Below are 26,449 nucleotides of genomic sequence, written 5' to 3'. Positions count from 1 at the left end.
CTATCATTGTTCTACTACTAGTTAGTCTGCCATTAGCCAATCAGGTTTACGCTTTTGCAAAAACGCTTGTACACCCTCTTTACCTTGTGTTGATGAGCGGATATCAGCGATACCTTTGACCGTGTCAGCGATCAGCTCATCAGTAATAGGTGCACCAGCGATATTGTGTAATAGCTGTTTGCAAGTTTTGACCGCATCTGGACTATTTTTGACGACCTTATTACAGAATGCAGCCACTTCATCGGCCAGCCATTCTTCGCTAACACGCTCATGGATAAATCCAAGCTGACGCGCCTTTTTGGCATCAAATACCTCAGCACTTAAGAAATAACGCTGCGAGGCTCTAGCACCTAGCGCTCGGATAACATAAGGACTGATAGTGGCAGGTGCCAACCCCAAACGCACTTCACTGAGGCAGAAATTGGCAATTTTAACGGCGATGGCTACGTCACAAGCAGCGACCAGACCCATACCACCTGCATAAACATCGCCTTGAATAGCCGCAACTGTTGGCTTAGGGCATTCATAAATAGTCTTAAGCATTTGCGCCAATTTGTCAGCATCCGCTATATTCTCTTCATAGCTATAATCCGCCATGGCACGCATCCAATTGAGGTCAGCGCCTGCACAAAATGCCTTACCAGCAGCGGCTAGCACAATGACACGTACCTCATCATCAGCACCAAGTGTATTGAACGCATCGGTTAGCTCAGCAATCATTTCATCGTTAAAGGCATTACGTATCTCAGGACGATTTAAGGTCACTGTTGCCACATGCTGCTCCACTTTAACCAGTAGGCTTTTATAATTTTTATTACTGTCTTTTTGCATAACTTTCTCTATATTTTTTATGTAAATTCTTAAATAAACTCTTAGTCAATCCACAATATTAATACAAGGAAACCAAGTGCAAAGACTAAGCGTAGATGTACAAACCGTACTTTAAATGAGGTTAACGCAGTAGTCGCTTATTATGGGAAGACTTTAGAACGCTTACATTCTAAAGACACCAAATGTCGTCTCTTCAATCGGCGCGTTATATGCAGCGCTTAGACCTAAAGCCAATACATTACGAGTATCAGCAGGATCAATTACGCCATCATCCCACATGCGCGCGGTAGCATAATACGGATGACCTTGCTCTTCGTACATTTCACGTATTGGCGCTTTAAATGCGGCTTCGTCTTCATCACTCCACGCTTCGCCTTTGCGATCAAAGTTATCACGTTTGACCGTTGCCAGTACTGACGCTGCTTGCTCACCGCCCATGACAGAGATACGCGCATTTGGCCACATCCATAAGAAGCGCGGGCTGTAAGCGCGGCCACACATACCGTAGTTACCAGCGCCGAACGAACCACCGACGATAACGGTGAACTTTGGCACTTTTGCATTAGCCACAGCCATTACCATTTTGGCACCATGACGAGCGATACCTTCGTTCTCGTATTTGCGGCCAACCATAAAGCCAGTAATATTCTGCAGGAATACTAATGGGATTTTGCGTTTACAGCACAGTTCGATGAAGTGCGTACCTTTTTGCGCTGACTCACTGAACAAGATACCGTTATTGGCAATAATACCAACAGGCATCCCTTCGATATGGGCAAACCCGCACACTAGCGTCGTACCAAAGCGCGCTTTAAACTCATCAAAGGCACTGTCATCAACAATACGCGCGATGATTTCTCTGATATCAAATGGCTTGCGCTTGTCCGTTGGAATCACACCGTACAATTCTTTAGCATCATAACGTGGCGGACGTGGTGTAATTTGATTAGGAATATTTTTTGTAGGACGATTGAGATGACTGACGATATTACGAGCGATTGATAACGCATGAGTGTCGTTTTGCGCTAAATGATCGACCACGCCTGACAGTCGGGTATGCACATCACCACCGCCCAAATCCTCTGCGGTAACCTCTTCACCTGTTGCGGCTTTGACCAGTGGCGGCCCACCCAAAAAGATGGTGCCTTGCTCTTTGACAATAATAGATTCATCGCTCATGGCAGGCACATACGCACCGCCAGCCGTACAGCTACCCATAACCACAGCAATCTGTGGTATGCCTGCCGCACTCAGATTTGCTTGATTAAAAAAGATACGCCCGAAATGCTCTTTATCAGGGAATACATCATCTTGATTCGGTAAGTTTGCACCACCTGAATCAACCAGATACACACATGGCAGATGATTTTCTTGCGCAATCTCTTGGGCACGTAGATGCTTTTTGACCGTCATTGGATAGTACGTGCCGCCTTTTACCGTGGCATCATTACAGACAATCATACACTCGATACCATTGATACGGCCGATACCTGCAATTACGCCAGCCGCTGGAATCTCTTCGCCATACATATCATGTGCAGCCATTGGTGCCACTTCTAGGAACGGCGTGCCTACATCCAATAAACGCTCGACCCGCTCGCGTGGTAACAGCTTACCACGCGCTAGATGCTTGGCACGTGCGCGCTCTGAGCCACCTTGGGCAACTTTACGCAAGTGTACATACAGGTCATCGACTATCTCTTGCATCGCGGCACTGTTTTGCTGAAAATCGCTTGAGTTTGGACTCAGTTTACTGGTTATGATAGCGCTCATGATATCCCTTTTTTTCTTATACATAGATAGATACGTAGATGTGAGTAGCTTTTTATATAAATGATACTAACTGCTATTTTTAAGCGTTGCTCACATATAGTCGATTCAATTTAAAAGTAGTACAAGGCAACCGAGTGCAGATGTATGTGTGATACTTCAAGCGAGGTTAACGCTGTAATACTTTTACAGTGAAATGAATATGGTTAGTCTTTTGTTTTTTAGAGCAGATAAGTAAGCTTACTACAAACCCAACTCTTCTTTCATTTGCTCAATGATTTTATATTTTTGAATTTTTCCAGTGATGGTCATTGGATATTCAGTCACAAAGCGATAGTAAGTCGGCACTTTATAATGAGCGATATGCTCGCTACAGAACTCGCGTACTTCTTGTTCAGTCAAGCAGCCAGGCTCTTTCGGAATAATCCACGCCGCGAGTACTTCACCATAACGCTCATCTGGTATACCCACGATTTGTACATCACGAATCTTTGGATGACGATAGAGATAATTTTCAATTTCTACCGGATAGATATTTTCGCCGCCGCGAATCACCATGTCTTTACTACGGCCAACGATTTTTACGTAGCCGTCTTCATCCATTGTGGCCAAGTCACCCGTATGCATCCAACCATCTTGGATCGCTTCACGCGTTTTGAAGCGGCTGCCCCAATAGCCCTTCATCACTGAATAACCTCGTGTAAGCAATTCACCTGTCTCACCCAGCGGGACAATTTCACCTGTTTCTGTATCAACGACTTTCACCTCAAGTGCAGACTGTACCAGTCCTACCGTCGAGACCTGTTTATCAAGTGGCGTGTGCTCATTGGTCTGGCAAGATACAGGACTGGTCTCTGTCATACCATAGGCAATAGTGACTTCGCTCATATGCATCTTATCGATGACACTGCGCATAACTTCAATCGGACAGCTAGAGCCAGCCATGATGCCAGTACGTAAGGTAGACAAATCAAAGCTTTCAAATTCAGGATGGTCAAGCTCTGCGATAAACATCGTTGGCACGCCGTGCAGACCTGTACACTTTTCTTCTTCGACTGCCTGTAATACGGTCAATGGCTCAAAGCCATCATTTGGATATACGATACAACCGCCATGCGTGAGAATCGCTAGATTACCAAGCACCATACCAAAACAATGATACAAGGGTACTGGAATACACAGCCTATCCTCTTCGGTAAGGTTCATGGCCTCACCAATGAAATAGCCGTTGTTAAGGATGTTACGATGGCTTAAGGTAGCGCCTTTTGGTGTACCTGTCGTACCACTGGTGAACTGTACATTGATGGCATCGGTGTTCTTAAGCTGAGCTTGGCGCTCGGCAACACGGGGATCGTTGGCATCGCCCTCGCTCATCCACGCAGAGAACTTTTGCATAAAGCCGAATGTCTCGTCCGACTCTGGCTCATCAATCCAGATGATGCGTTCAATCGTCGGAATCTCGACCAAATCAAGCTGAGTGTAGTCTTTGTGGTAAATCTCAGGACATAGCTCACGGATTAAACTGGCGTAGTCACTGGTTTTGAAATGGCGCATCAGTACGAGCGCTGAGCAGCCCAATTTATTTAAAGCATACTGCAGCTCAAAGGTGCGGTAGGCAGGATTGATATTAACGAGGATAACGCCGACTTTTGCTGTGGCCAATTGCATGAGCAACCACTCAGCATTGTTATGTGACCAAATGCCGATGCGATCGCCAATCTCTAGTCCCATCTCAATCATACTACTGGCTAGCTGATTCACTTGCTGCTGTAGCTCACGATATGTCCAGCGGATATTTTGATGGCGAACGACCAGTGCTTCGCGCTCAGGATATTTAGAAACAATAGCATCAAAAAAGTCACCGATTGTCGCTTCGATCAGCGGTACATCAGGACCTTTATCATAGCTTTGAGTAAGTGGTGCATTAGCTGAGCGTGCGCCCATATTGATACTAGGAATGTTGTTTAAAATAGTGTCGAAGTCAACGCGAGTCGAATCGAAATCAGAAGTTTGAGTCATAACGAGTCCTTTCGTTTTACTTTTTATATTATTTATAAATAGCACTTATTGATAGCCTGCGTGCAAACCTTCTTCCTTGGGCAGGTCTTACATAGCATTCAGCTACTATAACGCCATCAATGAAAGCCTGTCAACAATATCAATACAGTATGTATCATTTAATTAGATAATCTACCTTTCTATTTATTAAAAGGTAACATAGAATCATGGCAAATATTTGACATAAAAAAGCCAGCCGCATCATAAGCAATGGGCTGGCTCAATCATCAATACTGTCGTTTAACTAAGTCCTCTGGAAAGCATCTAATAAAGGACATCACTTATAAATGAGAATCCAATATTTTTTAAAAAACGGTATCACAATCGTTATGCTTTAGGAACTGCAGGCGCTTTAATCGTTACTGTTGCGCTAACGGCTTCATTATCATCGATCAAATCCATGATTAGCTCATCATCGCTTTCAGTCTTTACTTGCCAATTACCCGCTGCTTGCGGTACACCCGTCACCATCACAGAGATGGCTTTGTTCTTCAGGCGAATCATCGGCGGCTTATGATCATAGCCACTATGCTCATGACCTAAGATATCATCAGCGATAGTCGCAGCCTGCGCGCGTAATGGCGCAACATAACGACAAGCCACCCCGTTGATAGACATACAGTCGCCGATGGCATAGATATTCGCTGCATTGGTACGTAACGTCGCTGCATCCACCACGATACCTGTACGGCGATCGAATTCCACACCAGCCGCCGCAGGTAATTGCTCATCGACTGTCAGACCTGTACTGGCAATCACATGATCTACAATCAGTGGTTCGAGCGGCTGAGTATCAGCGTTGTCTGCATCCGATGATAATGGGGCATAGTCTACTTGTAGTTTCTCGCCATCTTCGCTGTCATTATTATTGTCATCGTCATTAACACGAGCGACAGCTGATACTTGATAACCACCTAAGAATTGAATACCCTGCGACTCGATCGCTTTGGCGATACGTGCGGTCGCTTTGGCTGGTAGCATCTGTGAAAGCGGTGCATCATTTAAATCAATGAGCGTTACTTTATGACCAGCTTTAAGCAGGTCTTCTGCGATTTCTGTACCCACCATACCAGCACCAACGATCGCAACATGTTGGCTACCTGTTGCTAGCTTTTCTTGTAGCTGACTAAAGCGCTCGATATGATTGACATGCCAGACCAAATCTTGAGGCAGACTTTTAGGAAAGATAGGGTGCGCGCCCATCGCCAACACCATTTTCGCATAGCCGATAGTCGTCAGCGTATCATCTGACTGCGCAGTAGAGCGCACCTGTACAGTTTGGCTCACTGGATCAATATCTGTCACTTGCGTATTGGCTAGCAATGTCACTTCTGCTGTGTTCGCAGCCTCGCTACCAGATGCCCGTACCAAATCTGATGCTCGTTTGTTTTGGCTGATTGCCATCGTCAACATCGGCTTATGATAACGGTCGCCACTATCAGCCGTGATTAATGTGATTGGAATCTCTGTGTCTTTGGCACGAATGGCATCAATGACATGCCAGCCTGCCAGTCCTGCACCAATAATAACGACACCTTTTTTTGATGCTGTGCTCGTTGCTACAGATGGATTTTCTACGCTCATATAAACTCCAAGATAGTTTATGAATTATTTTAATTATCAAAAATATTGACCGCTATTGTATCAGTAAACAGCCATTCACTCACCTATCTAACAATTCACTTAGTCAATATCGAACTCCATGCGATGTGCTGTTGCACGCATGGTTTCACTATCTATTAATTTTTCTATACAGTATAGACTTGCATAGATGCCTGCACTTATCCCCGCTGATGTGATAATGTTACCAGTATCATCACTAGCATCTACAAAACGCGTATGCGAGATCACATCGATATCAGGATAGGATGCTAAATTATCCAAATCCATCCAGTGCGTGGTTGCTGACTTACCAGTTAGCAAACCTGCCTTAGCCAACAGCAACGCTCCTGTACACACTGAAAGCGTCAGCTCTGCTAAACTTGCTTGAGTGATAATCCAGTCAATTACCACCTTATTATATATTTCTGTTTTTTCGGCACCGTATCCACCGGGGACGATTAATACATCAATGTCTGGATGATTGGCAAAACTATAGTCAGGAATGACTTGTAGACCGTTTCTAGCAGATATCGTTGCTTGATGCTCAGCAATAGTGATAACGTCAAAGTACTTATCATCACTAGAACTGGCAGCATTTTCAGCCAACGAAAACACCTCAAAAGGTCCTGCAAAATCTAATACTTCTACTTCATTGAACAGTAGTATGCCGACGGTTCGTTTTAGCGTCATATTCAATCCTAATTAAGTTGATCGCAGTAAATAAAATTAAACTCATCTATATTATGACTACTATCTTTTCAAATTTATTTGATTAATCAGATGAGACATTCCATTTGCCTTTGCCGTTTGCAACCTCGCTAATCCTACGACTATTCTCGCTCTATCTTCAGCGGCTTTATAGTCTCAAAGCTATCTTATTCAAATTCCTTTTGTGTGAATATCATAGGCTCTAAATCGTTTTTCAAATAGCTATACAAAAAAGGCTAAATACAAAGCGCCCTATTAAAGATAGCGTTTAACTGTCTTTAATAAGGCGCTTTGTATAATCATTAGCAGTGGAAAGAAAAGTAAGCTTTAGAACACGTATTCATATTAGCAACACTGCTATAAACAATCGTAAATCAAAATGTCTTTAATGATTTAAAATCTTCGATAAGAACATCTGCGCACGGTCACTTTTCGCGCCTTCAAAAAACTCATCCTTACTACAGTTTTCTACGATATGCCCTTCATCCATAAAGATAATACGATTGGCTACCTGACTGGCAAAGCCCATTTCATGCGTCACGCACATCATGGTCATACCGTCACGAGTCAGCTCGACCATTACATCTAGCACCTCTTGAATCATCTCAGGATCAAGCGCGGAGGTTGGTTCATCGAATAGCATTGCCACTGGATCCATGGCCAACGCTCGTGCAATCGCAACACGCTGCTGCTGACCACCAGAGAGCTCCGCTGGGTATTTCGCCGCTTGTACTGTCAGACCAACACGGTCTAGATAGGCCATCGCTTTTTGTTTGGCCTCAGACTCTTTACGGCCCAACACTTTGATTTGTGCCACGGTCAAATTATCAATAATAGTCAAATGTGGAAACAACTCAAAATGCTGAAACACCATGCCGACACGGCTGCGTAACTTGGGCAAGTTGGTCTTTGGATCACCGACAGAGATACCATTGACCATGATGTCACCCTTTTGAAAAGGCTCAAGTCCATTAACTGTCTTAATCAATGTCGACTTACCACTACCCGATGGACCACAAACGACAACAACATCACCTTTATGTACATGCGCCGTACAGTCAGTCAGTACTTGAAAGTCTCCATACCATTTACTGACATTAGATATCTCGATGACCATCTCATCACTAGCATGACCACTATTGGTAACCAGCCCGCCAAAGGCATTTAAGTACGTATCAGCATTGCTCATCACTGGCTCCTAACCACATTATTTTCGATAATCATTATTTAAAAAAGGTAAATCAAACGCTCAATCCAAGCTCTCAACACTCAAAAGCGCAAGCCATAGCCGTATCAAAATAACTATATTAAAACCGCAAACGCTTTTGTAATTGTTGTACGCCAATAGAGGCACTTAAGCTAATCACAAAATAGACAGCACCAGCACCTAAGATATACGGCGTGAGTAAGCCCATTAGCTCACCGCGCACGTAGGCTGCGCGGAAAAAGTCTGTCAAACCAATCGCAAATACCAGTGTCGTATCTTGGAATAAAATAATACACTGCTGCAAAATCAGTGGCAGCATCTTACGAAAGGCTTGTGGCAAGATGACCAGACGCATGGTCTGCCCATAAGTCATACCGAGCGCTTTTGCTGCATTGACCTGCCCGCTACCAATCGATTGAATACCAGCACGCACTACTTCTGAGAAATAAGCCGCCTCAAACATCATAAATGCGACCACACAAGAGGCAAACGCAGCATCGAGTTGCAGGTACTTACCCGCTACCCAAAGATAAATCATCGGTACGGCAAAATAAAACCATAGCAGTACCAGTAGTAGTGGTACGGAGCGGAAGTAATTGACGTATAGCTTTGCTGGAATCTCAAGCGCTTTGATACCTGACAAACGCATCAATGCCAGTACAGTTCCTAAACTGATACCGCCCAAAATAGCCAAAAACAGCACTTTTAAGGTGGTAAGCATGCCACTCATCAAACCAGGATAGGCTGTTGCCAATTCGGTCATATTCATTTCTGACCTCCCGCAATAAGCCCAGGCACACGCAATTTACGTTCAATCAACCCCATAATAGCGATCAAGGATAGATTGAAAACCAAATAAATAATCGTTGCATAAGTATATATCTCGATACTATTTTGAGTGTATTCGCTGATGGTTTTGGTTTGGCTAATCAGCTCCATTACCCCCACTAGCGAGGCCACAGAGGCGTTTTTGAAGCAGTTAGTCAGCTCAGAGCTGAGCGGTGGCAAGATAATACGAAATGCTTGCGGTAGCAGTACTTCTTTATAGACTTGTGGAATGCTAAACCCTAATGCATAGGCCGCATTAATCTGTCCATCTGGTAATGACTCAATACCTGTCCGTACCTGTTCCACGATACGAGCAGCGGTAAATAGGCCAAGACCAATACTGGCTGACAACATGGCTGAGGTATTCGGAGACAAATCCTTATACCACCATTCTTGTATCGTCGGCGTGAGCCAGCCAGGGGCGATATAAAACCAAAAGAACAGTTGAACAAGCAGTGGAATATTACGAAAAAATGTCACATAAGCCGTACCGATTGCACGAGCGGTCTTGTTGGGCAAAGTACGCATGATACCGAAGATAGTACCGACGACCATTGCAATGGCCCATGCGATACTGCCAATCAATAGCAGCCAGCCAAGACCAGTGATCATCCAATGGATATAGAGCTCGTTGCCAATACCAGTCTGCTCAAAGAGCACACCCCAGTTCCAGCTATAATTCATGGTTGTCTCTCCGAGCAACGATTGATAAGCCTATACGTCAAATAAAATACTGGCTATCTGAACGTACAGGCAAGCTATGTTGAGGGACAATGAGCGTTACTGCGCTGCTGCTTCTTTAGGCTGAGCGCTGTCATGCGGATTGGCAATCAAGGCCTTTAAGTTGTCTGACATCTCAAAGTTTAGATTGACGTTCTTTGGTGGGATTGGGTTCAAGAACCACTTGTCATAAATGCTATTGATTTCGCCTGAACTAAAGACATTAGCAAGTGCTTCATCGACCACAGCTTTGAATTCAGGATCATCTTTGCGCATCATACAGCCATAGATTTCAAACGATTGCGGCGTACCGACAATGACCCATTCATCAGGATTTTTTGCTTTGGCTTTTTCGCCAGCAAGCAGCACATCATCCATCATAAAGGCATCAGCGCGGCCATTTTCTAGCATTAGGAAGCCTTCGCCATGATCTTTTGCTGAGATGATATTGGTACCCATTTTATTATCATCATTGTACTGACGGATATAACGCTCTGAAGTCGTTCCTGCTGTCGTTACCAAGGTTTTGCCTTTTAGGTCTTCAAAATCTTGAATACCAGAGTCTTTTTTGGTCAACAGACGCGTACCAATTTCAAAGAAACCATTAGAGAATGCAACTTGCTTTTGACGTTCTTCGTTATTGGTTGTTGAACCACACTCAAAATCTACCGTGCCGTTTTGTACCAATGGGATACGAGTCTGCGAAGTGATTAGGTTATAGCGAACGTTAAGGTCTGGCATGTTTAGCTTTTGCTTAACTGCTTCAACCACTTTCATTTCCAAGTCGTGTGCATAGCCAATCGGTTGGTTAGGATCATCAGCGATATAAGAGAAAGGAATAGAGGAATCACGGTGACCGACGACAATAGTGCCAGAGTCTTTGATTTTCTGTAGCGTACCGTTGGTCGTGATTTCTGTCGTCGCTGCATCATCTGCTGGCGCATCAGTGCTGGTCTGGCTACTGTTATTACATCCCGCTAAGCCTAATGCCATAACAGCAGCTAAAGTCAACGGTTTGGAAAATGAGTATGTCATGAAATACATCCTTTTATCGCAAGATTTAGTGAGTGCTTGGACGACATAGGTCTGATTGACCAGACTGCCCCGCATCCGTACGGTTGTTGCTGTTGTTTATCACAATGCAACTTAATGTTACTGTACAACAAATTTGCAGTAGAGGGTGAATTTTTTTTGAGAGAGTTCATATTTATGAATATGTTTATATTCTAACTATAAAATGTTGGCTCATAGCGGCTATCTACTCAGAACTTTGTACAAACAGCTGCTTGGTTGTTTAAGCTAATTATTGTCAATTGTTACTCATAATCATCAAAACAGTCTGCTAAGTGAGATTGATAAATCGGCAGTAATCCCCATAAAGCAAACAACTTCTCTATACTACAAATGACTTATGACTCAAGATATCCAAGTCCCAAATACGGACAGCCAAACTACTGGCAACCATGGCAGCAACGACATTCGCCAACGTTTCTTCGTTGAAGACTCACCCGTGCGCGGTGATGTGGTACGCCTATCACGCAGCTATGCGAGCACAATTGCGCAAAAGCCCTACCCTGAAGCCATCAAACGCTTATTGGGTGAGATGCTGACTGCAGCAAGTTTGCTAATCAGTACGGTCAAAATCAACGGTCGCCTATCTATTCAGTTGCAGTCATCAGACAGTGACAGCTTACTAAACTGGGCAATGGCAGAATGCGATCAAGACGGTATCATTCGTGCGCTTGCTAGCTGGAAAGGCGAGACGGATGAGCAAGTACAAGCGTGGGACAATATGACCCATGCCAAAGAAGCGTTTGCTGAGCTTGGTGCGATGGGACAAGGCGTATTGTTTATCAATATTCAGCCTGATGGCGGTGAGCCATACCAAGGTATCGTTGAGCGTAGCCATGACAATCTAGCGGATTGCTTAGCGCATTATCAAAAGCAATCAGCCCAGATTCCAACGTTGATTAACTTGGCATCTGACGGCTTGCAAGCCGGAGGTATCTTGGTACAAATGCTACCGCGTACTGCTGAAGAAACGTCTGAAGTTGAGCAAAACCAAGATGCGGGTATCGACGATGATTTATGGACGCGCTTGTCTGTATTGACGCGCACGGTAAAAGCAGAAGAACTAACGACACTGGATGCTAACGAAATACTTTATCGTTTGTATCACGAAGAAAACATCGTTGCCCCTGAGCCTGCCCCTCTATCATTTGGTTGCACTTGCTCACGCGAGAAGTGCGAGATGGCAATCGAACAAATCGGCGAAGCGGAAGCGTTAGATATCGTCGAAGAGCAAGGCGGTACATTTGAGATGGATTGCGGATTCTGCGGTGAAGTCTATAAATTTAATAAAGATGATGTAGCAGCGATATTTGCTGAGTAGTTTTTCTTACTTGCTATAAATCTGTCTTTATAGAAATACAAAAACCCCTCAAGTGTGACGCTTGAGGGGTTTTATTTTTGGAGTCTTAAAAAACGTATGACTATTTTGACGTTGAACTATCTTTAATCTTGACGCCATTTTTTCATATAATCGATCGCCATGGTGTTGATTGCCTGCCAGTCAGCTAAATGATTTTTTGAAAACTGAAGTCTTACATAGTTATTGTACTCAGGGTACATGTACTCCATTTGGCACATTCTATCTTGGTCTTCATCAACTGTAGGCATACAGCGAATCATAAAAGGTGAGTTTAGATCAATATTTCCTATATAGTATATAAAGGGACTATCGCCTGACCCAATATATGCTTCTAGTTCATAATTGTCTTTATCCAAATCTCTATTCTCTTCTTGCTTGATACTATTTATTCTAGTCGGTATATCAGCACCTTCAATTTTTGAATTTCTAGCTGCCCAGTAAAACTCTATAATATTATTGTCATAATCAAAGACATTTGGATTTTTATCACTATTATTAAGGCCACGACCGCTAGGCCAAAAGAAATAACCATGACCCATATCTGTCTCAAAACTGGCATAACTACCCGTATCTGGTCTGACAATATGGTTTAAGGGAATGAGATAATTGTCACCATCTACATTTACTTCAATTTGAGCGTTAGGATCGTATATATTTGGCTTTGCACAACTAATGACTATGAGTGCGCCACCTAATAGCAAGGACACATTTCTCAGTAGCACTTTCTGAAATGATAAAAACGTAATTGCGCAGTATAGATAACGTAAATAACTCAAAATGATACCCACCACTCTCTACACCGCCACATCCAAACTTCTAGGATAAGAGTGTATGCGCGGACGTCCAGCATAGTCACTTCGTCCATTATCTAGCAGCCACTCAACGACTTGCTCACGCACTCGTCTACTATGGATTAAGTTCATATGATTCACCCCATAAAACACTGCTTTGTGACCATCTGGCACAAACAAAGCATGCTCAGCGTCATCCTCGCCCAACGCTGAAGCCACCGATACCAAACTGTCTCCTAGCAAATCAGTCACCTTAGAATCATAATGCGTCTCAAGCAAAGCACTGGCGACAAAGTAAGTCTTGATACCACTTGGCAACCGTGCAGGGTGGCGAAAGTCTTGTGGTAGGACACTACGTCCTTCTAATGCTTTCCAGTCTGCATCACGAATACTGCCATGACGTAGATCAATGATACCGGCACTGCGCATATCCCCGAGCTTGGCCAGTGAGCCTGCAAACGGCAACTTGGCAATGATGTCTTGTACATAATTACCGATACGCTCAAGCACTGCCCCATGATGCGGCGAACCTAGCGTGATGAGATTGCCCACGCGTTTTATCCAATCTAGGCGGTCTTGCTCGCCATAAAACAGTGCACTGCGAGAAACCAAGCCGCCCATACTATGTCCGACCAGATCTATCTGACTGATATTTGGGTTATCATCGACCAGCGTTTGTAGCAATTGAGAGAACTTACGGCCGCTACGAGAGATACGGCGACCTGTATTGTAATCTAAATACAGCACCGTGGTATCAGGCTGGCTGACATGAATGGCCTCGCCTAAATCATTACCTGCTTGTGCTTGCCAGCTTAAATGACTCATACATAAACCATGGCACAAAATAACGATACGGCCTGATAGCGTCTCACTTTGTGGCTTGCCATCTTGAGTGTATAGCATCATCGGAATGGCGAGCGCATTTTGATTATTGACCAGATGGTCACCCATGACACCATTAAGTACATTCACCAGTTTTTTTAGTGAGTCTGGTAGTGGCTGCACTGACTTTTGGAGAATCAGGTTTTTGTATATGCGTAGTACAGACGCCAGATTATTACCGACCATTTGCATGACATGACGTATCGTGCCATAGATACGTCCAGTAAATCCGCGCGACCATTTATTTAAATGTTTGTCATTGAAGCGGCCTAGCGGACGCAAGATAACTTCACGGTGAATGGCTTCTACGATTTCTGTAATCTCAACCACACCCATGGTGGCAAGCTGCGCCAATCCTTCAAAAAAATCAGCCAAAGATACAGGTGTTTTGTTGATTTCATCACTGTCATCCGAATCTGCTAGTAGCTTGACCAGCTCATCCATATCAATGGCTTCGAGTTGGTCGATTTGCTCATATAGATGACTGTGTAGCGGTACACTCGCATCTGGGACAAAATGCGCATCGAGCTCATGATGAGTACGAGTATAGCTACTATCGTTTTGAGCGTCGCTGTCACTAACACTGTCGTTATAAAACACCTTTGAACTGCTCATAATATTTGCACATTCAGCGAAAAAAGTAATGGTCTATATTATCCTGTAACGGCAGCAAATAGAAGTGAATGGTTTGACTTTAGAGCGCGATGACGACTAGCAGAGCCAGATTACTGATAGACGGTCTATTTAACCATCAAATCAATATAATAATAAAAAATCCCAAGCCTTAACTTGGGATTCTTATGGTCGTGAGCATTTTGGTTATTTCTATTATTCGCTTACAGCTTATCTATCTATGTCGTGCTATCAGCCGTATCAAATGATTCTGCCAGTATGACATCACCATCTTCGCGAGTAATCATCACAGTCGCTGAGCGAGGTATACTACCGCCAGCGACAGCGCCCCATGTGTTGCCAGGATGCTGAATGTTGATAAACAGCGTCTTAAAATCTGGTGCCATGGTGATACCTGTTACTTCGCATCCTTCAGGACCGACAAAGAATCGTTTGATATTGTCATTGCTAGCAGATGTGCCGACTCGGGTTGACTGCCCTGCCGATGTGGTCGTCATCGACCCATCACTGACCTTACCCGGCAGAGCCGCAAGCAACATACAGCTACTGGTATCGGTGTAAGCGCCGTCGTCTGTCTGAATCCATAAGACACCGCGTGGGTCGAAATATAGCCCATCAGGTGAAGAAAAGTCATTATTGTCATTTAATTGAGAAAGGTTTTCTGCTGATAAATCACTTGGCGCACCAAACAGATAAATGTCCCACTCAAAGCTCGTTGCGGCATGGTCACCGCCTGCTTCTGCCCAGCGAATAATGTGACCATTGTCATTACCAAGCGCTTTTCCGTTTGATTGATAGCTACGCGGATTGGAAGCTGAGACAGGCTGGTCGTCACGTACGCCGCGATATTTATTATTGGTCAATGTCACATAGACATCACCCGTCATAGGGCTGACCGATACCCATTCAGGTCGATCCATCTTAGTAGCACCAGCAGCATCGGCAGCTGCACGAGCAAAGACCAATACTTCATCCTGCCCATTAAATGGCAATACGCTGTTGAAAGCATCTAATCCGTTTTGACCATGGACGAGAGCTTTCCACTCACCGCTACCATCTTCGTTAAATACCGCCACGTATAGCGTGCCGTCATTCAGATATTTGTCACCTGCTTTTAGTCCGCCGCCGATGTCCGAGTTTGACCACATCGCTTTGGAGACAAACTTATAAATGTACTCCCCTCGGGCGTCATCACCCATGTAGAACACCACTGGCTTGCCTTGCTCAACAGGAGCATACGCGCAGTTTTCATGAGCGAATCGGCCCAGTGCAGTGCGTTTCTGCGGTATAGAGTTTTGGTCAAATGGGTCAATTTCAGTAATATAACCGAAAGTGTTAAAGCCATAGCGATAATCTTCCGCAGCACTGGCACCGACTGCGGTCATATCCCAACGTGAGAACTCGTCTGCTATCTTGGCATCCTTTGCCTCTGGGGTATGCCATAAATACTCCCAACCTGGGAAGTCCTCCACCGCACCGTAGCGCTCGCGAGCATAGTTATCACCAGCGCTCAATTGACTGGCATCTTGACCACGGGCAAACACACCCAAAAAGTTCTCTTCGGTAGTCAGATAAGTACCCCAAGGTGACAGACCTGCGCCGCAGTTGTTATTGATACCGCGAGTCTGATAGCCTGTCGGATCAAACTTGGTCTTGACCAGAGCAGAACCTGCCACAGGGCCAGCCAATTGTGCTGTAGTACTACTGGTGATACGGCGATTGTATTTAGAGTCAGGTACCATCTCATAACCCATACCATCTGCGCGGCGAGTTAACTCAACCACCGAGACGCCATGACAGTTGACTTCACGACGGACGTCGCTTGCGAGACGACGTTTTTGAAAAATAGGCGCAGCATCGTTATCTTGAGTGACGTAATAGCCAAATGGGCTAAGCTCACTGCTATTAACGTATTCATGATTCATGACTAGCAAGCTGTTTTCTGACGCTTTAGCATCGTAAGCGTTACCGTTTTTGCCAAAGAACCACATCCCATCATGGTTGTCACCCATACGCCATTCAAATGACTCTGCTGATTGCTCGCGATTGTCCTTCCAATCCTCGATACCAGAGTTCAGCGGCGTACCAAGCGGTAATATCATCTCTGCCTTGTAGCCTGCTGCTACGGTCATCGTATCAGCTGTTGAATGCGCGACTGCTTCAAACTTTAGGGTATCAGGACGCTTTAGATCACCTTGTGCAGGGATAGCGGCATTATCGTCATTACCAACAATACTGCTATCGTCGTCTTCACTACAACCGACCAAAGGTAATGCGCCAAAAAATGCAGCAGCCGTCAACCCTGTGCCACCTTTTAGGATACTACGGCGGTTCAATCGACGATTGATAATCGTCTGAAAGTCAGTATTATTAGTAGGATTTGAGTCTTCAACCACTTCGTGGGCAAGCGTTCGCTCATTGTTCAATAATGTCATTATCAGTCACCTTGCTATTAGGCTAGATTGGCAGAGAGTTGATCGCGGCTTTATAATTACGACCACAAAAATACGAATTCCGCTTAAGTCTACTCAACCTTTATGACAGTACGCTGAACAATAGGTGACAAACTGATGACAATCGACTGTACTAATGATTCTTGAGAAAAAAATAATTTGAAGATAGAATTGTTTGGCAGTTAGCAAATTTAAAAAATAAATATAAAGGCTTAAAAGCAAAAACCCCAAGCAATTGCTCAGGGTTTTTAATATGCGTTTGTTATTGCAATCAAGCTTACTCTACTTGTGATACCCACTCATGAGCACCTAGTTTTAGTTTAAGCTGATCGCCTGCTTGCAACACACCAACGCCGCTTGGCGTACCAGTCATAATTACATCCCCTGCTTGCAAGCTAAAGGCATGACTGATATTGACCAGCAATTCATAGACAGGAAATAGCATTAAGGCACTATCGCCATCTTGCGTTAATTTATCATTGATAGACAGCTGATACTGTACACTCTGCAGATTGCCAAACGCTTGCGGGTCGACCCAATCAGCAAGGACGCAAGCTCCGTCAAAACACTTAGCACGCTCCCACGGATGACCTTTTTCTTTTAGCTTGCTTTGCAAATCACGTAAGGTCAAATCCAGTCCCAATGTCACGCCACCAATCGCTTGCTGAGCCTGCTCAATCGTCGCCCTAGATAAATCAGCTGATAACTGAATACATAGCTCGGCCTCGTAGTGAGTCTCGCCAAACAGCTCTGGACTTGGGCGAACCACATCACCACGGATAGAGACCACTGAAGACGCAGGCTTCATAAACAGTATCGGCGTGGTTGGTACTTCATTGCCCAACTCTGCAGCATGGGCCGCATAGTTGCGACCAACACAGACAACTTTACCAATAGAAGCACGCAATCTTTCATTATGATTGATAGCGCCCTGCTCGGCATTGACACCAGCTGCAATGGCGTTCGCTAATGACTCGTGTGGCGATTGGCTCATACTAAACTCTCCCTGTAAATGATGGCTATTTTATCAGCAGTCCATACTATATTGTCTACAGTGACTTTGACGATTTTTAGTTGCTAACTGCTAACTGCTAACTGCTAACTGCTAACTGCTAACTGCTAACTGCTAACTATGGAATCGTATTGGTCACCACATCTGGCGGTACATAACTGGCGTGGCGGTTCATACGCTTTTCAAACATTCTAAAGCTAAACAAGATAACCCACGACAGCAATAGATAGACGATACCAGCGGCAAAGAATAGCTCCATCAAGGTATAGGTACGCGCACTAATCGTACGAGCAACACCTGTGATATCCATCAATGCAATAGTCGAAGCTAGCGCACTACCTTTTAGCATAAAGATAACTTCGTTACTGTATGCTGGAATCACAATACCAAATGCGCGCGGCAGCGTAACCCGTGTTAGCTTTTGCCATTTTGACATGCCAAGCGCATCAGCAGCTTCAAGCTCTCCAATCGGAATCGTCTGAATCGCACCGCGTATAATCTCTGCTAGATAAGCACTGGTATTGAGGGTAAAGGCGATGATGGCACACCAATATGCTTGGCTAAGCACTGGCTCCCATAAGAACGAATCGCGTACGGCCTCAAATTGACCCAAACCGTAATAAATCAGGAATATCTGTACCAGCAGCGGCGTACCACGGAAAAAGAAGATATACAGAAACGGTAGTATCTGTACCACCCAATTCTTAGACAGTCGTAATAACGCCAAAACCAAACCAAACAGCAATCCAATCACACCTGAAAACAAAACCAGCTGTACGGTCAATACCGCGCCGCCTAGTAAATCAGGGATATGGTCAAAAATGACCTGCCAATTCCAATCCATAGTATCTCTCCTCTACCCTATGGTCGATTGACTGTGAGTGGATTGACGGCTTATCTTTTTGGCATAGCGTGCCGCAGGATTGGCGCGCCACTCAAGCCACATCATAAAGCCAGTAATCAACATGGTCAGACCCAAATAAATAATCGCTGCTGCCATATAAAAGGTAAATGGCTGCTGTGTAGACTGTGCCGCACGCGATGACTGATACATGATGTCTTTGAGACCCACGACCGATACCAATGCGGTATCTTTGAGTAGTACCAGAAATAAATTTCCCAAACCTGGTAAAGCAATCTGCCACACTTGCGGCAAAGTGATGCGATAAAAAGTCTGAAAAGGACGCATACCAATTGCTTGCGCAGCCTCTCGCTGCCCTACTGGAATCTCTTGAATGGACATGCGAAAAATCTCAGTCGCATATGCACCAAAAGCAATAGACAGTGCCATGACACCACCCCAAAAAGCGCTAATCTCGACATAGTCGTTATAGCCGAACTTTTTGAGGATGCTCATCAATAAGATAGAGCCGCCATAGTAAATAAAGAGCACCAATAGCAGCTCAGGAATACCGCGCATTGTCGCAGTATAGACAGTCGCAAGTTTACGCAGCAACCAGATATTGGACATCTTTGCGGTTGCGCCGAGCAAGCCTAGAGCCAGACCAATGATTAAACTGGTCACAGCTAGCTGTATGGTGACGGTAGCGCCGCTCAATAAAAGCGCGCCAAATCCTTGTAAGTCAAACACGATTATCCACTCAGTCTCTTTATATTAGCAATTTGCAAAATATGAGTTAAAAGAATCAGCATCAATAGCTGAACGCGGCAAAACACCGTATTTTATACCCAATCAATAGGGATGGTCGGCGTCAAAAAATGACGTCAGAAGAATACGATTAATGCTGCGATAATTGACACAGTAGAAATGAGCGCTGATTTTATCATATTCACTCGCCGTGATGTTAATACTGACGCGTAAAAGCTGCGCCTAAACCGTACTTAAACAGACACTTGCCTCTAGAGACATACAATAAGCCGACTAAATTTGAGCAAAATTGGTAGGCGGCTATTATGTATATTCGTTGCTATAACGGCAAATAAAAAAGGACATCACCATGATGGCGATATCCTTTTATTGATCAAAACAATATTTTTTGACTGCTATCTTTAATTGCTGTTAGCTATTAACTAGCGTTTTCTGTCGCTGGTTGCTCGCTAATGTCTGCATCTGTATCTATTTCCGCACCTGTATTTGCGTCTTCATCAACTGTGCTCGTTGCAGACGCTGGTACCGCAAAGTACTTTTGGTTGATTTTATCGTAAGTACCGTTTGCTTTTATATTAGCAAGAGACTGATTGATCTTTGCTTGTAGCGGATCGCCTGGGCGTACTGCTATCGCAAAGTTATCATTGATATTGATCTCATCACCTTTGAGCGCATATTTGCTACCAGCATTTGAGCTCAGCCATTCTATCGCAGGCAGCTTATCAGAAATCATCGCATCGACACGGTTTGAACCGAGATCCAAAAACGCATTGCTCAACGTATCATAAAGCTTCATATCGGCTTTTGGATACGTGTCTTCTAGCCACTGCGATGAAATGGTTGAACGCTGTGCAGCAATAGAATGCGAGTCGATATCACTGTTGTTACTAGGGTCAAAGCTGCTGTCTTTTTTGGCCAAAAAAACCAAGGCATTGCTAAAGTACGGATCGGTGAAGCTCACCTGCTCCGAACGCTCTGGAGTAACGGACATCGCGGCCACGATTGCATCGTACTTACCCGCTTTCAGACCAGGGATAATACCGTCCCAGTCCTGCGCTACAATCTCACAGGTCACCTGCATATCCGCACAGAGTGCATTTGCTATCTCAACATCAAAACCACCCAGTGTCCCATCGGCATTGGTATAGTTAAAAGGTGCATAGGCCCCTTCTGTCCCGATGCGTAATACATCACCTGTAGAGGCTGACGTTGTTTCGGTAGCCTTTGGATTGGTATCAGCCGCACTCTCTTGGTTATTGCTACAGCCAGCAATGGTAAAGGCCGTCGCTAATGCAAGCAGTGACATAGACAGACGACTGGCTACAGTAATGTTAGATTTGCCAGTCGTGGCACAGATTGGGGCACAATGGTTGCTCATAATCATCCTTGGTTTTTTCTTGAGTAAACAACACGTCTTCAAACAACAGCAGTCAAACTGCTAGATATCGTATTAGTTAGCTGGCGCTTCTTCTTCAGCGACCATTACTTCTTCGACACTATCAGTTGTTGCCACCGCTTTTTGTGCTGCAGCCGTTGAGCTAGTACCGAAATAGCTACCTGTGATTTGATCGTAGGTGCCGTTGTCTTTTAGCTCAGCCAATGCCGCATTGAACTTAGCAATTAACGGATCGCCTTTACGGAAAGCAATACCCATTGCGTCATCATTGGTGCTGATTTCTTCACCTTTAACTTCGTAGCCTTTGCCTGCGTCTGTTTTTAACCAGTCAATACCTGTGACTTTGTCAGACATCATACCGCGCACGCGACCTGAGGTTAGATCTAGATAAGCATTGTCTTGCGTATCATATAACTTGATATCAGCATCTGCATGCTCGTCTTGTAGGTATTGCGAGGCAACAGTTGAGCGCTGTGACGCAATTGGTAGACCTGTTAGCGACTCAACGCTTAAGTCATCACCTTTTTTGCCGATCAAGATGATACCGCTATGGAAGTAAGGGTCACTGAAATCAACCACTTCTTTACGCTCAGGCGTGATCGACATACCTGCGATAGCTGCATCAAATTTCTGTGCGTTAAGCCCTGGAATCAAACCATCCCAATCTTGAGAGATGACTTCACACTCAGCTTTCATCTGTGCACATAGTGCGTCAACCAGCTCAATCTCGTAACCAATCAGCTTGCCATCTGCATCGGTATAACTAAAAGGCTTATAGCTTGATTCTGTCGCAATTTTGATATTTAAAGGCGCTTCAGTAGCGGTATCAGTTTCAGCATTTTCTGCTGGTGCTGAGCTATTGTTACAACCTACCAGCATTAGCATTGCTGCGCTAAGCGGTGCTAGCCACAGTGCTTTTTTGCTCATTGATGATGTCATTGAAATTGTCATAAGTTTTATTCCTTAATATATTTACCAGCTGTATCGTCAATCACTGCTTGCTGATTTATGCTTATAAACACCGTTTATTTAAAACATGCTTGGTTTTAAGCATTACTCGCATCAAACGTTACTTGTTCTAAGCATAAATCTTCAGTGAGTCATTATTGACCAAAGTTCATCTGCTCAAGACGTGCAAGCTCACCGTTACTACGGATTTCGCTTAATGCTTTGTCAAAGTCAGCTTTGAGTGAGTCACCTTTACGTACAGCAATGGCAATATTGTCATCGTTATCAATTTCATCACCAACGATACCGAAGCCCGCTGCGTTTTCTGCTAACCATGATTTGGCAGAAACTTTTTCAGCCAATACCGCATCGCTACGACCAGATTTTAGATCTAGATAGGCATTGTCATAGTTGTCATACAACTGAACGGTGTTGCCTTCTTTGCCTTCGTAGTTATCCTGTAGATAAGCACCTGGCGTAGTAGAGCGTTGACCGCCAAGCGTTGCGTCTTTAATCGCCATAGGATCAAAACCACCATCCGTATTGGTTAGCCATACCATTGTATTGGCAAAGTACGGCTCGCTGAAATCAACTTTTTCTTGACGCTCAGCGGTGATAGACATACCTGCGATCACAGCATCATATTTCTGTGCCAATAGACCTGGGATAATACCGTCCCAATCCTGTGCAACGATTTCACACTTGGCTTGCATTTGATCACACAAAGCGTTGGCAACATCGATATCAAAACCTGCCAAGCTGCCGTCAGCGTTGGTGTAGTTGAATGGAGGGTAAGCGCCTTCGGTAGCGATACGAATGGTTTTACCAGTGGTTTCTGCTGCAGGGGCGTCAGCGTTGGTATCGGTTGTTTCATCGGCAGGTTGGCTACAAGCGCTCAACATCAATGCAGCAGTAACGGTCATTGATGACCACAATAGGCGAGAATTCGACATCATACGTTCCTTAAATTCTGATGGGTTTTACATAAGTTTTTGACAGGATTTTCTGACTTAGGGTTCTGATATTTTGTTCTCTGACGTCCCTGCCAGACAAGCAATATAGATAGCAGAATAACAGACAGCCACGAGACGTGACGGCCTATAAACCTTTTGATAATACCTGAGTAAAATATCAAAAACAAACGTTTTGCATACTCACAGTTATCATTGGGCAATAAACAGTCAACAATGGTTACGTTACAGTGATTTTACATTTGGTAGGGTAAATAGTGGCAAGCGTGTTGCCACCATTTGTATTAGACATGACATTAAGCAAAAAACTAATAATTAAGTAGGACGGTGCGATGCCATAAAGTCTTTGACGCGCTCAGAGGTAGGGTTATCAAAGACTTGCTCAGGTGTGCCAATTTCTTCAACCACACCTTGATGTAAAAAGACGACTTTGCTTGATACTTCACGGGCAAAGCGCATTTCGTGAGTAACGATAAGCATCGTACGTCCCTCTTCTGCTAGCTCGCGCATTACCGCAAGCACTTCGTTGACCAGTTCAGGATCTAGCGCAGAGGTTGGTTCATCAAATAGTAGAACTTGTGGCTGCATAGCAAGTGCACGAGCAATGGCGACACGCTGACGCTGACCACCAGATAAGTTGGCAGGATAAGCGTCTTTTTTGTCGAGCAGGCCGACTTTATCGAGCAGCTTTTCTGCATCGCTAATTGCTTGGTCTTTTTTAATCTTTAAGACCTGTGTTGGCCCTTCAATGATGTTTTGTAAAATCGTCTTATGCGGCCACAAGTTAAAGTTTTGAAAGACAAATCCCACACGAGCGCGCAAGCTTTCTAGCTGCTTTACGTCTGCTGCTTGTAGCTCACCTGATTTGGCAGGTTTTAGCATCAGCTCTTCGTTACCGATCAAGATACGACCATGATTGGGGTTTTCAAGAAGATTAATACAACGCAGCAACGTCGACTTACCTGAGCCAGATGAGCCCAAAATAGAGATAACATCGCCATCATAGGCAGTCAGGGATACCCCTTTTAATACCTCTAATGAGCCGTAGCTTTTATGGATGTCTTGTAAGTCTAGGGCGATAGGCCGAGTCGGGTTTTTTGCAGTATCAAGCATGGTTCAGCAGACTTCCAATAAATATGAGTGAAAACACGAATAAAATAAGAGCTATATCTATATATAGTACAAGCATCTAGATGCATTATCGTAATATGCCTGATGAGGCAAAGAGAAAAATGCCATATTGTCTCTTATTACGCAGTAAAAAGGCAAATATTGTATTTAACCAACGGGTTAATCAGCTTCTAACAAACTACGAGTACAAAAAAGCCCAGACTGCATTTATCGCTCTGGGCTTTATTTTATCACTTTAGAATACGAGACGTTGCGTTATCTGATAACTGCCTATTTATAGTATGTGCTTAGTACATTTAATATATCGCTAGTACATTCTATAATATGCGATTAGTACGTCGATACATGCTCTGAGTCTTCAGTACCATCCATCATATCCGCATCTTCTGCTGTCGCCACTGCCACATCATCGTTATTGGTAACGTCCATACCCTCATCATCGGCACTAGCAACGGCCACATCGTCATTGTCGCTCGCTGTTGCACTTTCTTCTACAGAGGTTTGGGCGTCTACAGTAGTATCAGCGTCAGTTTCCATCGGTGTATCGTCTTTTTTGCTACAAGCACCTAATGCCAGAGCGCCTGCTACCAAGCCAACCGTTAACCAGTTTTTATAAGTTGTATTTTTCGTAGCCATGTTCGTTCTCCATCACTCATCATAATAAGATTAAGTACTATCTACTGATAGCCTTGCTGTTTTAATGCTTACTATACTGAGGATATCTCGCAGCTACCTTAGTATTTACAGCGCAATTCTGTTAAAAACACGTAAAGATATAGTGTAGTACTGATAACGCGCTTATCTTAAATAAATACTGCTTAGCATGAGCAATATAACTTTGAATAAGCCCCTACAAGAGCGTTGCAAAGCGGATTCTGTTCACAAAATCATCTTTACTATCGTCTCAATCTGCTCTATGTTAAATAGCATAATGACCTACCGCTATTTCAGTAGGCATTCAAAACTTCTTTTTTTGCGACATTTTTCGCCTTTTTAGGTACTTTTACCTATATAAAATTGGGCGCTTTTAGTTATAAAAAACCTGTATCACATAAGGAAAATAATTTATGAGTCAATCGAATACTACGGATATTACGACCTATATGCAGTCTGTCGGCAAGCAAGCACGAGCCGCTTCTCGCGCGCTGGCTGCTGCCAACACTGGCGATAAAAATTCAGCATTATTAGCCATTCATGATGAGCTGGTCAATGCCAAACAAGACATCTTGGCTGCCAATAAAATCGATATGGACAACGGTCAAAAAAACAATCTTGATAGTGCACTCCTCGATCGCCTGGAGCTAAACGAAGCACGATTTAACGGTATGCTACAAGGTCTTAAAGACGTCGCTGGCCTTCCTGATCCAATCGGTGAAGTCACTGACATGACCTACCAGCCATCAGGGATTCATTTGGGCAAAATGCGGGTGCCACTTGGTGTAGTCGGTATGATTTATGAGTCGCGCCCTAATGTGACTTTAGAGGCCGCATCACTGGCACTCAAATCAGGTAACGCCATTATCTTGCGCGGTGGTTCTGAAGCCTTTGAATCTAATCAAGCCATTGCCAAATGTATCATTAAAGCTCTTAGCCATACTGATCTATCGGAACATAGCGTGCAAGTGCTACAAACGACCGATCGTGCAGCCGTTGGTGAGCTGATTACCATGACTGAATATGTCGATGTCATCGTGCCACGTGGCGGTAAAGGTCTGATTGCGCGTATCAGCAACGATGCCAAAGTACCTGTAATTAAGCATTTAGATGGTAACTGCCATACCTTTATTGATAGTGATGCGGATCCTGAGATTGCGATTAAAGTCAGTGTCAATGCCAAAACACATCGCTACGGCACTTGTAATACGATGGAGACGCTACTGGTCGATGAAGCAGTCGCTAATGAGCTGTTACCTAAAATAGCAGAGGCCATCGTCGCTGCTGATGACGCAATGCAACTACGCCTTGATGACAAATCGCAAGCTATCCTAAATGAAAATGCTAAGCTTAAAGGTCATCTATCAGCTGCCACTTCTGAGGATTGGGATACTGAGTATTTAGCTCCTATCCTAGCGGTAAAAGTGGTCGCAGGTATTGATGAGGCAATTGAGCATATCAATACGCACGGCAGCCATCATACCGATGTCATCATCACTGATAACTATACCAAATCGCAACGCTTCATCCGTGAAGTGGACTCGGCCAGCGTCATGATTAACGCCTCTAGCCGTTTTGCTGATGGTTTTGAATACGGTCTCGGTGCTGAAATTGGTATTTCAACGGACAAAATCCATGCGCGTGGCCCTGTCGGTCTCGAAGGTCTGACTTCACAAAAATGGATCGTTTATGGTCATGGCGAAACCCGTGCTTAATCATACTAGCATCGACTATCGAAACGAGTAATCAGAAACGTCAGCAATTATGCTGGCGTTTCTTCGTTTGAATCATAAGTATTTTAATTAAGGCATTTA

Annotated in this window: 22 protein-coding genes; 2 read left to right on the top strand and 20 right to left on the bottom strand. The window is 44.2% G+C overall.

From position 1 onward, the window contains the following. Nucleotides 1-21 precede the first annotated feature (21 nt). The 9 genes from AK824_RS01935 to AK824_RS01895 form a co-directional block, all read right to left on the bottom strand. Nucleotides 22-831, bottom strand: coding sequence for an enoyl-CoA hydratase/isomerase family protein (locus AK824_RS01935; protein WP_057758339.1), 810 nt, complete (start codon nt 829-831; stop codon nt 22-24). 162 nt (nt 832-993) lie between these two features. Further along, nucleotides 994-2,604 carry a carboxyl transferase domain-containing protein gene (locus AK824_RS01930; protein WP_057758338.1) on the bottom strand — a complete coding sequence of 537 codons (1,611 nt, stop codon included), beginning with the start codon at nt 2,602-2,604 and terminating at the stop codon, nt 994-996. Between the two features lie 240 nt (nt 2,605-2,844). Beyond that, nucleotides 2,845-4,620 carry an AMP-binding protein gene (locus AK824_RS01925; protein ID WP_057758336.1) on the bottom strand — a complete coding sequence of 592 codons (1,776 nt, stop codon included), beginning with the start codon at nt 4,618-4,620 and terminating at the stop codon, nt 2,845-2,847. Between the two features lie 366 nt (nt 4,621-4,986). Continuing rightward, nucleotides 4,987-6,243 (bottom strand): FAD-dependent oxidoreductase, encoded by a 1,257-nt coding sequence (locus tag AK824_RS01920; RefSeq protein WP_057758334.1) that lies wholly within the window; start codon nt 6,241-6,243, stop codon nt 4,987-4,989. 99 nt (nt 6,244-6,342) lie between these two features. Beyond that, nucleotides 6,343-6,951 (bottom strand): DJ-1/PfpI family protein, encoded by a 609-nt coding sequence (locus tag AK824_RS01915; protein WP_057758332.1) that lies wholly within the window; start codon nt 6,949-6,951, stop codon nt 6,343-6,345. 403 nt (nt 6,952-7,354) lie between these two features. Next, nucleotides 7,355-8,086 carry an amino acid ABC transporter ATP-binding protein gene (locus AK824_RS01910; RefSeq protein WP_057762314.1) on the bottom strand — a complete coding sequence of 244 codons (732 nt, stop codon included), beginning with the start codon at nt 8,084-8,086 and terminating at the stop codon, nt 7,355-7,357. 190 nt (nt 8,087-8,276) lie between these two features. Beyond that, on the bottom strand, nt 8,277-8,945 hold the full coding sequence (locus AK824_RS01905; protein ID WP_057758330.1) for an ABC transporter permease subunit: 669 nt from the start codon (nt 8,943-8,945) through the stop codon (nt 8,277-8,279). Then, the gene (locus tag AK824_RS01900; RefSeq protein WP_057758328.1) at nt 8,942-9,688 is read right to left on the bottom strand and encodes an amino acid ABC transporter permease; all 747 of its coding nucleotides are present in this window, start codon (nt 9,686-9,688) and stop codon (nt 8,942-8,944) included. The genes AK824_RS01905 and AK824_RS01900 overlap by 4 nt, the downstream gene beginning before the upstream one ends. A 96-nt stretch (nt 9,689-9,784) precedes the next feature. Beyond that, nucleotides 9,785-10,759 carry a glutamate/aspartate ABC transporter substrate-binding protein gene (locus AK824_RS01895; RefSeq protein WP_197411808.1) on the bottom strand — a complete coding sequence of 325 codons (975 nt, stop codon included), beginning with the start codon at nt 10,757-10,759 and terminating at the stop codon, nt 9,785-9,787. A gap of 376 nt (nt 10,760-11,135) precedes the next feature. Here AK824_RS01895 and AK824_RS01890 point away from each other — a divergent pair, with 376 nt between their 5' ends. After that, on the top strand, nt 11,136-12,116 hold the full coding sequence (locus tag AK824_RS01890; RefSeq protein WP_057758325.1) for an Hsp33 family molecular chaperone HslO: 981 nt from the start codon (nt 11,136-11,138) through the stop codon (nt 12,114-12,116). A 122-nt stretch (nt 12,117-12,238) separates the two neighbouring features. Here AK824_RS01890 and AK824_RS01885 read toward each other — a convergent pair whose 3' ends face one another. The 11 genes from AK824_RS01885 to AK824_RS01835 all read right to left on the bottom strand — a co-directional run bounded on the left by AK824_RS01885 (nt 12,239) and on the right by AK824_RS01835 (nt 24,617). Further along, nucleotides 12,239-12,931 (bottom strand): hypothetical protein, encoded by a 693-nt coding sequence (locus AK824_RS01885; protein ID WP_156410673.1) that lies wholly within the window; start codon nt 12,929-12,931, stop codon nt 12,239-12,241. 18 nt (nt 12,932-12,949) lie between these two features. Continuing rightward, nucleotides 12,950-14,443: a PGAP1-like alpha/beta domain-containing protein gene (locus AK824_RS01880; protein WP_082624539.1), complete on the bottom strand. Its 1,494-nt coding sequence runs from the start codon at nt 14,441-14,443 to the stop codon at nt 12,950-12,952. Nucleotides 14,444-14,679: 236 nt separating this feature from the next. Further along, complete coding sequence (locus AK824_RS01875) at nt 14,680-16,896, bottom strand: PhoX family protein (RefSeq protein WP_057758320.1); 2,217 nt, start codon at nt 16,894-16,896, stop codon at nt 14,680-14,682. 295 nt (nt 16,897-17,191) lie between these two features. Further along, nucleotides 17,192-17,821, bottom strand: a complete 630-nt coding sequence (locus AK824_RS01870) for a fumarylacetoacetate hydrolase family protein (RefSeq protein WP_057762310.1) — start codon at nt 17,819-17,821, stop codon at nt 17,192-17,194. A gap of 223 nt (nt 17,822-18,044) precedes the next feature. Beyond that, nucleotides 18,045-18,770, bottom strand: coding sequence for an ABC transporter permease (locus AK824_RS01865; protein ID WP_057758319.1), 726 nt, complete (start codon nt 18,768-18,770; stop codon nt 18,045-18,047). Between the two features lie 12 nt (nt 18,771-18,782). Further along, nucleotides 18,783-19,517, bottom strand: coding sequence for an ABC transporter permease (locus AK824_RS01860; RefSeq protein WP_057758316.1), 735 nt, complete (start codon nt 19,515-19,517; stop codon nt 18,783-18,785). A 436-nt stretch (nt 19,518-19,953) separates the two neighbouring features. Then, the gene (locus AK824_RS01855) at nt 19,954-20,913 is read right to left on the bottom strand and encodes an ABC transporter substrate-binding protein (RefSeq protein ID WP_082624537.1); all 960 of its coding nucleotides are present in this window, start codon (nt 20,911-20,913) and stop codon (nt 19,954-19,956) included. Nucleotides 20,914-20,985: 72 nt separating this feature from the next. Continuing rightward, complete coding sequence (locus tag AK824_RS01850; RefSeq protein WP_057758314.1) at nt 20,986-21,882, bottom strand: transporter substrate-binding domain-containing protein; 897 nt, start codon at nt 21,880-21,882, stop codon at nt 20,986-20,988. A 152-nt stretch (nt 21,883-22,034) separates the two neighbouring features. Beyond that, nucleotides 22,035-22,835, bottom strand: coding sequence for a transporter substrate-binding domain-containing protein (locus tag AK824_RS01845; RefSeq protein ID WP_179799075.1), 801 nt, complete (start codon nt 22,833-22,835; stop codon nt 22,035-22,037). A gap of 330 nt (nt 22,836-23,165) precedes the next feature. Beyond that, nucleotides 23,166-23,963 carry an ABC transporter ATP-binding protein gene (locus tag AK824_RS01840; RefSeq protein WP_057758311.1) on the bottom strand — a complete coding sequence of 266 codons (798 nt, stop codon included), beginning with the start codon at nt 23,961-23,963 and terminating at the stop codon, nt 23,166-23,168. A 348-nt stretch (nt 23,964-24,311) separates the two neighbouring features. Beyond that, nucleotides 24,312-24,617 carry a hypothetical protein gene (locus AK824_RS01835; protein WP_057758309.1) on the bottom strand — a complete coding sequence of 102 codons (306 nt, stop codon included), beginning with the start codon at nt 24,615-24,617 and terminating at the stop codon, nt 24,312-24,314. Between the two features lie 431 nt (nt 24,618-25,048). Here AK824_RS01835 and AK824_RS01830 point away from each other — a divergent pair, with 431 nt between their 5' ends. After that, nucleotides 25,049-26,350, top strand: a complete 1,302-nt coding sequence (locus tag AK824_RS01830; protein ID WP_057758307.1) for a glutamate-5-semialdehyde dehydrogenase — start codon at nt 25,049-25,051, stop codon at nt 26,348-26,350. Nucleotides 26,351-26,449 lie beyond the last annotated feature (99 nt).

Origin of the sequence: Psychrobacter sp. P11G3 (assembly GCF_001435845.1) — a bacterium.
Taxonomy (GTDB): Bacteria; Pseudomonadota; Gammaproteobacteria; order Pseudomonadales; family Moraxellaceae; genus Psychrobacter.
This window is presented reverse-complemented; position numbering and strand designations above follow the sequence as displayed.